This is a genomic window from Tunicatimonas sp. (assembly GCF_049647865.1).
Classification (GTDB): Bacteria; Bacteroidota; Bacteroidia; order Cytophagales; family Cyclobacteriaceae; genus Tunicatimonas.
The window spans coordinates 1-9853 of the sequence record NZ_JBARYM010000147.1 but is presented as its reverse complement, the minus strand read 5'-3'; the positions used below and the strand labels follow the sequence as shown (position 1 = coordinate 9853).

The 9853-nt window shown below is 47.6% G+C and carries 9 protein-coding genes; 8 read left to right on the top strand and 1 reads right to left on the bottom strand.

Annotation, left to right across the window (positions count from 1 at the left end; all coding sequences use genetic code 11):
• The first annotated feature begins 288 nt into the window (after positions 1 to 288).
• Positions 289 to 2700, top strand: coding sequence for a heavy metal translocating P-type ATPase (locus WBA23_RS04635; RefSeq protein ID WP_424581080.1), 2412 nt, complete (start codon positions 289 to 291; stop codon positions 2698 to 2700).
• A 494-nt stretch (positions 2701 to 3194) separates the two neighbouring features.
• On the opposite strand, the gene WBA23_RS04630 is transcribed toward WBA23_RS04635, so the two are convergent.
• Positions 3195 to 3983 carry a hypothetical protein gene (locus WBA23_RS04630; protein ID WP_424581079.1) on the bottom strand — a complete coding sequence of 263 codons (789 nt, stop codon included), beginning with the start codon at positions 3981 to 3983 and terminating at the stop codon, positions 3195 to 3197.
• Positions 3984 to 4110: 127 nt separating this feature from the next.
• On the opposite strand from WBA23_RS04630, the gene ccoS reads away from it, so the two are divergent.
• The 7 genes from ccoS to WBA23_RS04595 form a co-directional block, all read left to right on the top strand.
• Positions 4111 to 4299: a cbb3-type cytochrome oxidase assembly protein CcoS gene (gene ccoS / locus WBA23_RS04625; protein ID WP_424581078.1), complete on the top strand. Its 189-nt coding sequence runs from the start codon at positions 4111 to 4113 to the stop codon at positions 4297 to 4299.
• Between the two features lie 3 nt (positions 4300 to 4302).
• Positions 4303 to 6471, top strand: a complete 2169-nt coding sequence (gene ccoN / locus WBA23_RS04620; RefSeq protein ID WP_424581077.1) for a cytochrome-c oxidase, cbb3-type subunit I — start codon at positions 4303 to 4305, stop codon at positions 6469 to 6471.
• A gap of 87 nt (positions 6472 to 6558) precedes the next feature.
• Entirely contained in the window at positions 6559 to 6747 is a 189-nt protein-coding gene (locus tag WBA23_RS04615; RefSeq protein ID WP_424581076.1) for a CcoQ/FixQ family Cbb3-type cytochrome c oxidase assembly chaperone, read from the top strand.
• Complete coding sequence (locus WBA23_RS04610; protein ID WP_424581075.1) at positions 6744 to 7655, top strand: cbb3-type cytochrome c oxidase N-terminal domain-containing protein; 912 nt, start codon at positions 6744 to 6746, stop codon at positions 7653 to 7655. Before WBA23_RS04615 ends, WBA23_RS04610 begins: the two co-directional genes overlap by 4 nt.
• A gap of 28 nt (positions 7656 to 7683) precedes the next feature.
• Positions 7684 to 9105, top strand: coding sequence for a cytochrome c oxidase accessory protein CcoG (ccoG, locus tag WBA23_RS04605; protein WP_424581074.1), 1422 nt, complete (start codon positions 7684 to 7686; stop codon positions 9103 to 9105).
• Positions 9106 to 9169: 64 nt separating this feature from the next.
• Positions 9170 to 9604, top strand: a complete 435-nt coding sequence (locus WBA23_RS04600) for a FixH family protein (RefSeq protein ID WP_424581073.1) — start codon at positions 9170 to 9172, stop codon at positions 9602 to 9604.
• Positions 9604 to 9853, top strand: a 250-nt coding sequence (locus tag WBA23_RS04595; RefSeq protein WP_424581072.1) for a sulfite exporter TauE/SafE family protein, incomplete at its 3' end; no start/stop codon positions are given. The genes WBA23_RS04600 and WBA23_RS04595, both read left to right, overlap by 1 nt.

The following is a 9853-nucleotide window of genomic DNA, read 5'->3' as shown; positions in this document are numbered from 1 at the left end:
TGCCCTTTTTTATATACCGTACATGACTTGCTATCGGAGATATTAGTAAGTTGATGACTGCACAATGTACCAAACAGGGAGTTGGCTCGAGAGCGACAGGCTTGGCAGGCAATGGAAGGATGGCGAGTGTTGTTTTTCATGATTTAGTAGTGTTGGTCTGTACTATACTTAACGGAAATAGCACCTAGTGAAGGTAATAAAAACCCACCTAAATAGCTGATTTAAATCAGTTTTTGGTATGATTATCATCAGGCAGTAATCGGTAATTCTTACGCAACTTTACCCAGTATGAGCAATTTATCAGTGGCCGGACCAATACTAGTGGCACCTCCCGCCTGTTTTCACTGTGGTGAGGACTGTACCGATAAAGTGGTTGTACAGGATAATAAAAATTTCTGCTGCCAGGGTTGCCAAACGGTTCATGATATTCTTTGCAATAGTGGTTTAGACTCGTATTATACGCTGGAAAACACTCCCGGAGCTTCCCAAAAAAAGTCCTCAGCCTCTACGCAGTGGGCTTCGTTAGATTTGCCTGAAGTGCAAACTTCACTGATAGATTTTCAGGAAGGCGAGATTAGCCGGGTCACGCTGTTTTTGCCCACCATTCACTGTAGTGCTTGTATTTGGCTGCTGGAACGACTACCTCAGTTCAATGCCAATATCGTGCAGGCTCGGGTACACTTTCTGAAAAAAGAAGTGAACATCACTTTTCGCCACAGTTCGCTTTCACTACGCTCGTTGGTGGAGCTGCTTCAGTCAGTCGGGTACACTCCGGATATTTCGTTAGCCACCTCAGCCAAACCAAAGCCTAATAAGCGTAACAATCTGATCCTCAAAATTGCAATTGCCGGGTTTTGCTTCGGTAACGTGATGCTACTCAGCTTGCCCGATTATCTGGATGCCGATTTTTCACTCAGCCCCACCTACCGCACTTTCTTTAGCTACCTTACTCTATTGTTATCCCTACCCGTTTTTTTCTATTCGGCTTCTTCTTATTTCTCGGGAGCTATCAAAGGATTACGCCATCGGCTGTTAACTTTGGATGTGCCCATCGTGCTGGGGTTGCTCACGCTCTTCGGGCGCAGCAGTTACGAGGTTTTTACTCAGACCGGAACTGGCTACTTCGACTCGCTTACCGGACTGGTATTCTTCCTACTAATCGGCAAATGGTACCAAAACAAAACCTATCAAGCGCTGTCCTACGACCGTGACTACGCTTCTTACTTTCCTATTGCCGTCACTCGATTGGTGAATCAGCAAGAAGTAACTACCCCTTTAAAAGACATTCAAGTAGGCGACCAGCTACTAATTCGTCATCAGGAGCTTATTCCAGCCGATGCTATTCTGCTTCGGGGCGAGGCCCGTATTGACTACAGTTTCGTAACCGGCGAATCGGAACCGGTAGAAAAGGTAAGCGGTGATTATTTGTATGCCGGGGGCAAGCAGCAGGGTGGCCCACTGACTGTTGAGTTGCGTAAACCCGTAGCGAACAGCTACCTCACCGACCTGTGGAACCAAGATGTATTCACTCAGCCACTGAAAGGTAGTCTGAGTCCGTTGGCTAACCGCGTAGGTCAGTACTTTACGTGGGTAATTTTAGCCATCAGTGTAGCTACCGCGGCGTACTGGTACGGGCAGGATAGCAGTATGATTGTCAAGGCGGTAACCTCGGTACTCATTGTGGCTTGTCCGTGTGCTCTAGCCTTGTCCATCCCCTTCACCTTCGGCCACGCTCAACGGCTACTCGGTAAGCACGGATTGTACCTAAAAAATACCGAAACACTAGAACGGCTAGCCAGTATTGACCACATTGTCTTCGACAAAACAGGAACCATTACTCAGGCGCAGCCATCAGAAATACCATTTGTAGGTGAACCCCTCAGTACGGAAGAGCAGTCGTGGGTTCGCACCATCGCTCGTACTTCTACTCATCCACTAAGCCAGGCGATTTACCGCAGTTTACCCGATCACCTGCCTTTACTGCCAATTACCCATTTTCACGAACAAGCCGGACAGGGAATAACCGCTAAAGTAGAAGGTGTAGAGATACGAATTGGTTCGGCGGCTTGGGTTGGAAACTCTTCCCAAACTGATACGAACGTGACCCAGGTGTACATCCGTATTGGTGACCAAATACGTGGTTATTATCGTTTCGCCAATCACTACCGTCCGGGCTTTACTTCACTCATGCAGCAACTCCGGCATAAGTACACTACCCACCTACTGTCGGGCGATCAGGATCGGGAGCGAGCTAATCTGGCTCCGTACTTTCAGGAGCTACACTTCCAACAGTCGCCGATGAACAAATTAGAGTATCTGAAAACACTGGAAGAAGACGGAAAGCATCCGCTAATGGTGGGCGATGGCCTAAATGATGCCGGGGCGCTAAAGCAAAGCCACGTAGGCATTGCGGTAGCCGACAATGTATACCAATTTTCCCCAGCCTGCGATGCGATTCTGGAGGCCAATCAGTTGCTGCACCTCGGTAGTTTCCTACGCTTTTCTCGAGTAAGTATGCGTATCGTAAAATGGGCCTTTGTGCTATCTTTTTTATACAATTTGGTGGGATTATCGTTTGCAATTAGTGGGCTATTAACGCCTTTGATTGCGGCCGTATTGATGCCACTCAGCTCAGTAACTGTGGTTGGCTTTATTACCCTGGCCGTGAATGGTTGGGGAAAGACTATGCTACGCCCGTAAGTACTTAGCGATGACCAATGCGGTAACCAGCGGTAGAAAGCGAGTGAATGTCTGAAAAATTGAATGATAGATCACACCATACCTATTCATCCATTCTATCATTCTCCCTAGTCCGGAATAACAAAAAGTTGCACCACTATGGAAACGCCTAACACTGAGAATCAAGCACCGACTTAGTAAACAATGGAGCTTCGATACCGGCTACATGATGGTACGCCAGCAGCATAGTACTGGATTTACCTATGACCTCAACTATACCTTTCGCCTGTTCTTCTATAGAACATTTGATCTCCGAAAGTTCTCAAATAGTCACAAGAAATTATCCCAGCGTTTTTTTTAAGAAGTCGTCAGAGCAAAGAAGGCTGCTTTACCGAATAGGGCACCTGAATATTAGCGGACGAATTTTATAGGTAAGGTAATCACGGCTCAGAAGGGAGCATACCTACCGTTTTAGTCATACCTAATGTCATCAGAAGTAAGAATAGCGTTCTAAACTAGAACTGATATTGTAGCCCACCAATCACTGAGTAGTAGTTACTCAAAAAATTAGTTTCGCCGCCTGATAGCCATTGCCAACCAGCACCTACCTGCGTTTCTAGATTCAATGCAATATGACGCCCGAACCGGTACGATATACCCCCGTGTCCGAAAAAATTTGTATACAGCGAATTTTTTGCGCTGATCTCACTCATTTCTAAGTTTGACTCACTAGTACTAATAATAAATAGAAGCGTATTAAATCCAGTGCTTACGCTAGCACCCGGTCCGCCGTACAGTTGAAACCGCTTCTCAGGACGAGCGTGAAACAAGTAAGAAGTTGACAACCGCAGTTCATTCTCCATATAGCAGTAATCAACGTATGACTGCCCAGAACGGTGAGAATAGCCCTCAGGATTTTCACTTGGTTCATTCCAATAATATTCTACTACGCCTTCTCTGCCAATTACTACTCCCACACCCACTCGTAGCTCCTGCGTACCCCGGAAACGAGTATGGCGAGGAAACCATCTGGCGTAAGCACCTAAAGTCGCACCAGTCATGGTCAATGAATACTGCCCTTGCTGAGGATCATGCTGTTTTAGATGCTCCCCAATAAGGCTCGAATTAGTTGACATACTCATTAGCCCATCAAAGCTAATGTCAGGATACTGATAACCGTGGGGTGAAAGAAAAATTCCTACTCCAGAGAAAGTGCGTCGGAGCTCATCATTCTGTAGCGTGGTTTGGGCAATTGTAAAAGTGCTTATACATAGCCCAATGATTAGAAGGAAAAAAGATTTCATAGCTCAATTAAAAATCACCTATTCTTAATTTACACAAAACCTGACGAAAGTCAATTTTTTAGCTGATCCGCATCATTCTCTGCCCCTGTTTCCTGCTCTTTCTTTGTAGGTAAATTCTACAACCTGGATGAGCGTATTAATTCTATTGATCGGAGTGAGTTTAACCGTAGCCTTGGTGTTTTTACTGGCTTTTTTGTGGGCTAGTATTAGCGGTCAGTACGACGACGACTACACTCCCTCGGTGCGGATGCTGTTTGACGACACTACGCCTACCAATCAACCAAAATCTCACCCATCCACTTCTTCCAAGAAATAGTCTATGTCTACAACCACGGTACTGACATCGGATCGCCCTCCGATAGAACCCTCTCATCAACTAGAAACTTTCCGCTACGACAATACCATTGTCCGTCTGTTTCTAATCGCTACCACGGCGTGGGGAATAATTGGGATGCTCGTAGGCCTCATCGCGGCATTGCAACTGGTGTACCCCGCCCTGAGCTTTGAGTTGCCATTCCTGACCTTCGGCCGAATTCGCCCGCTGCATACCAATGCCGTGATTTTTGCCTTCGTAGGCAACGGTATTTTTGCCGGAGTATACTACTCGCTACAGCGGCTTTGTAAAACCCGGATGTTCAGCGACACGCTAAGTCGTATTAACTTTTGGGGTTGGCAACTCATTATACTGTCCGCGGTGCTAACCTTACCGCTAGGTATCACCACTAGTAAGGAATACGCCGAACTGGAGTGGCCCATTGATATTGCGATTACGCTGCTGTGGGTGGTCTTCGGCTGGAATATGTTTGCTACTATTCTTAAAAGGCGCGAACGACATTTGTACGTTGCTATTTGGTTCTATATTGCCACGTTTGTTACAGTAGCGGTGCTGCACATTGTTAATTCTTTTGAGCTACCGATTGCTATGTTCAAGAGCTACTCTTGGTACGCCGGAGTGCAGGATGCTCTGGTGCAGTGGTGGTACGGTCATAACGCGGTAGCTTTCTTTCTGACGACGCCCTATTTGGGATTGATGTACTACTTCGTCCCGAAAGCAGCGAATCGTCCGGTTTACTCGTACCGCCTGTCCATCATCCACTTCTGGGCCTTGATCTTTATTTACATCTGGGCGGGACCGCATCACCTACTTTACAATACGCTACCCAACTGGGCGCAATCGCTAGGAGTAGTCTTCTCTATCATGCTGATCGCTCCCTCCTGGGGCGGAATGCTCAACGGACTACTTACCTTACGGGGAGCTTGGGACCGGGTGCGGGAAGATGCGGTACTTAAGTTTATGGTGGTAGCGATCACCTGCTACGGCATGGCCACCTTTGAAGGACCGATGCTCTCGCTGAAGAACGTGAACGGTATTGCCCACTTTACCGACTGGATTGTTGCCCACGTGCACGTAGGGGGATTAGGCTGGAACGGTTTCTTAACCTTCGGGATGCTCTATTACCTGATTCCTCGCTTGTATCAGACCAAACTATACTCGCGAAAACTAGCTAACGCGCACTTTTGGCTAGGAACGATGGGCATTATCTTCTATGCCTTACCAATGTACTGGGCCGGTTTTACCCAGAGCTTAATGTGGAAAGAGTTTACCCAGGAGGGCTTACTGGCGTACCCTAACTTCTTGGAAACCGTAGAGCAGATTCGCCCGATGTACATGCTACGCGCCGGAGGTGGTGCGTTGTACATAATTGGTGCGCTCATTATGGCGTACAATCTGATCAAAACGGCCTACCGCGGCACTTTCCAGCGGGAAGAAACGGCTCAGGCGATGCCACTGACCAAGAACTACCAGAGTCCTAAGAACGAACACTGGCATCGTAAACTGTTTGAACACCGCCCCGTACTTTTGCTAGTCGGCAGCTTGATTGTTATTCTTATTGGTGGGCTGGTGGAACTGATTCCTACCTTTTTAGTAGAGTCTAACGTACCGACCATCAGTAGTGTGCAGCCCTACACTCCGCTGGAGCTTCAGGGTCGGGATTTATACATTCGCGAGGGGTGTAATAACTGCCATTCACAGATGGTTCGTCCGTTCCGGTCAGAAACCGAGCGCTACGGGGAGTACGCCAAAGCCGGTGAGTTTGTGTACGATCACCCGTTCTTGTGGGGATCTAAACGTACCGGTCCCGACTTGCTACGGGTAGGCGGCAAGTACCCCGATTCCTGGCATTATCACCACATGTACGATCCTGAATCCATGTCACCCGGTTCCATTATGCCGCCGTACCCCTGGCTGCTGGAAGATGACCTGGATGCCAGCAACACCGAAGACAAAATTAATGCAATGCGTACCCTGGGTGTTCCCTACGAGCCCGGTTACGAAACTCAGGCACTGGCGGATCTGAATAAACAATCGGCCGAGATTGTAGCCAGCCTGAAGGCGAGCGGAGTTGAAGTGAGCCCCGAGAAAGAAATTGTTGCCCTGATTGCCTACTTACAGCGATTAGGCACGGATATACAAGTAAAGAACTAGGTGTTGGGTATTGGGGGTTAGGTTTTGGAATATCGAAGAAACCGCGTAACGGCCACCTAATACCCAATCCCTAAAACTTAAAAACCTATGCTTAAATTCATCAAACACCATATGGAAACGATTACCGGGATTGAGATTTTCCCCCTGATCTCTTTTCTCATCTTCTTCACTTTCTTTATTTTACTACTCATTTGGGTGTTTCGCTCCAGCAAGGAATACATCGCCGAAGTAGAGCAACTTCCTTTAGACCAAGAACCTCAGACCGACTTACTATGAAGCGTTTTATAGACAACCGCAACAAAACACTACCCTGGCTACTTGGATTGCTACTTCCTTTCTTGCCCGCAATCGCTACTGCCCAAGAGACTGCTCCAGTCTCAGGCTCGGGAATGAGTGCCGTAGAGCAGTACATCGTCTGGGGATTAATGGGACTGGAGGTACTGCTGCTATTGGTAGTAGTCATTTTACTAGTGGTTATCAAGATGATGAGCAACGTGCTATTCCCAACTTCGGAAGTAAGTCCGAGTGGAGAATTAGTAGAACCGACTAAACCTTGGTACCAACGCATGTTAACTAAAGTGAATGATGCGGTACCGGTTGAGCGAGAGGCGGAGGTAATGACTACTCACGAGTACGATGGTATTTACGAATTAGACAACAACTTACCGCCCTGGTGGACGGCCATGTTCTACGCAACGATCGCCTTTGCAGTGGTATACCTGTTATACTTTCATGTGTTCAGTTTGGGGTCATTACAGGAAGAAGAGTACGAACAGGAGATGGCCCAAGCTAAGATTGAGGTAGATACTTACTTAGCTACCGCGGGTAACAGTGTAGATGAAACCAATGTGACCTTTATTAGCGACATAGGCCGACTGGACGAGGCTCAAAAAATGTTCGCGCAAAAGTGTTCGGCTTGCCACGGTATGGCGGGAGAAGGGGGTGTTGGCCCCAACCTTACTGATACTTACTGGATTCACGGGGGCGACGTGAAAGATATTTTTAGAATCATTAAGAACGGAGTACCGGAGAAGGGAATGATTCCCTGGAAGTCGCAACTAAGCCCGGTTCAGATGCAGGATTTATCTAGCTACATTATTACCCTAGAGGGTACCGATCCCCCTAATGCTAAAGAGCCCCAGGGCGAACCCTATGAACGGGATGAAGAATTAGCGTTGAATTAAGAGGCTACCAGCAACCATAAAAACAGGCATGGACGATCCGAGCACAATAGAACCCAACCAACCGTCGTTCCGCGATAAAATATCTACGGTAGATGCAGAAGGTAAGCGAGTTTGGATCTACCCTAAGAAACCGAAAGGAAAATTCTATTCTGCTCGCATCTGGGTAAGCGTCGTTTTGTTAGCTTTTTTATTTGCGGGGCCATTTATCCGCATTGGGGGTGAACCACTGTTGCTGCTCAACGTGCTGGAACGGAAGTTCATTATCTTCGGACAAGTGTTTTGGCCTCAAGATTTCTACCTGTTCGTGTTAGCCATGATCACACTGGTGATCTTTATTGTGCTCTTCACCGCGGTGTACGGACGGCTATTCTGCGGGTGGGTCTGTCCGCAAACAATCTTCATGGAGATGGTGTTCCGACGGATCGAATACTGGATTGAAGGCGACTATACTGCCCAGCGAGCATTAGACCGCCGGGATTGGGATAGCGATAAAATCATTAAAAAAACCGGAAAGCACCTGATCTTCTTTGCCATCTCTTTCCTGATTGCCAATACTTTCCTGGCCTATATCATCGGTAGCGAAGCGTTGATCGAGATCATTACTGATCCACCTAGCGAACACCTAGCGGGGCTGACCTCAATTCTGATCTTTACCGGGGCTTTCTACTTTGTTTTCTCCCGGCTACGCGAGCAGGTATGCACCAGCATTTGTCCCTACGGCCGTTTGCAAGGTGTGCTACTTGACCGGAAGTCGGTGGTGGTGGCTTACGATTACCAACGGGGTGAGCCTCGCGGTAAGTTTCGCAAAAATGAAGATCGTGATGCTGCTGGGAAGGGCGATTGTATTGAGTGCCAGCAGTGCGTGCACGTGTGTCCCACCGGTATTGACATTCGGAATGGTACGCAACTGGAATGCGTAAACTGTACCGCCTGTATCGATGCTTGTGATGATATTATGGAAAAAGTTGGGCTACCTAAGGGGCTGGTACGCTACGCCTCGGAAGAAGGCATTGCCGAAGGAAAAAAACTACGCTGGACGACCCGAAGCATCGCCTACACGGTTGTGCTTTTATTGCTCACCGTTGCCATGACTAGTTTGTTATTACTACGAACTGACGTAGAAACCAGCCTACTTCGCACTCCCGGTATGATGTACCAGGAGCAAGACGACGGCCGAATTAGCAACCTGTACAACATAAAGATTATCAACAAAACTAATAAAGACTTATCCGTACACCTTCGCCTGATGGATGAGCGAGGTGAACTACGAATGGTGGGGCAAGATGTTTTAGAAGTAGCTCAGCAGGGTACCGCCCAAAGTGCGGTATTTATTATGCTAAACCGCAGCGAGGTTCAGCAGATGAAAACCGATATTGAAGTCGGAGTGTACGCTGGTGATGAATTACTAGAAACGGTAAAAACTTCCTTCTTAGGACCAAACAAGCAGTGAACAATTAGCAATGTACAGTGAACTTGAACACATTAACACACTAACACTATAACACATTTACATCATGAACTGGGGTTGGAAAATAGCATTGGCATTTATTCTGTTTGGGTTTTTTATCGGGATACTGGTATTTCGTAGCTTTCAGGAAAATATCGATTTGGTATCGGAAGACTATTATCAGCAGGAGTTGAGGTACCAACAGCAGATTGATAAAATTGCGAACAACCAGGCCCTGGACTCACCGCTTACCTTCGCGCAGCGAGCGCAACAACTGGTGGTGCAATTTCCGGACGACCTAACGGCTACGGTACGAGGAGAAATTCAACTATTCTGCCCGTCCGACATGCGAAACGACCGTTCCGTAGCGATTGCCCTCAATGCGGATCAGCAGCAGATTATTTCAACGAGTCAACTAGCTAAGGGCTACTATAAAGTGAAGGTTGACTGGATGAGTGGCGATGCGGCGTACTTCACCGAAGAATCAATCTTTATTCAGTAATGATTGTCACCGCCTTCGCCATCGGACTATTAGGAAGCTTCCACTGCCTGGGCATGTGCGGCCCTATTGCGCTGGCATTACCCGTCCGCGATCAGGCGAGTCTACGTCGTTGGCTAGGACGGTTAGCCTATAATCTAGGGCGCATCACCACCTACGCTTTCCTCGGTGGCCTATTCGGATTACTAGGGCAAAGCTTGGCTATGGCTGGCTTACAGCAAACGCTCTCAATTACCTTAGGCATACTGATCA

Bases quoted from the DNA above. Each gene is read 5' to 3' on its own strand.
- WBA23_RS04630 (WP_424581079.1), bottom strand. From the start codon at position 3,983: ATGAAATCTTTTTTCCTTCTAATCATTGGGCTATGTATAAGCACTTTT.
- ccoN (WP_424581077.1), top strand. From the start codon at position 4,303: ATGTCTACAACCACGGTACTGACATCGGATCGCCCTCCGATAGAACCC.
- WBA23_RS04610 (WP_424581075.1), top strand. From the start codon at position 6,744: ATGAAGCGTTTTATAGACAACCGCAACAAAACACTACCCTGGCTACTT.
- WBA23_RS04635 (WP_424581080.1), top strand. From the start codon at position 289: ATGAGCAATTTATCAGTGGCCGGACCAATACTAGTGGCACCTCCCGCC.
- WBA23_RS04615 (WP_424581076.1), top strand. From the start codon at position 6,559: ATGCTTAAATTCATCAAACACCATATGGAAACGATTACCGGGATTGAG.
- ccoS (WP_424581078.1), top strand. From the start codon at position 4,111: ATGAGCGTATTAATTCTATTGATCGGAGTGAGTTTAACCGTAGCCTTG.
- ccoG (WP_424581074.1), top strand. From the start codon at position 7,684: ATGGACGATCCGAGCACAATAGAACCCAACCAACCGTCGTTCCGCGAT.
- WBA23_RS04600 (WP_424581073.1), top strand. From the start codon at position 9,170: ATGAACTGGGGTTGGAAAATAGCATTGGCATTTATTCTGTTTGGGTTT.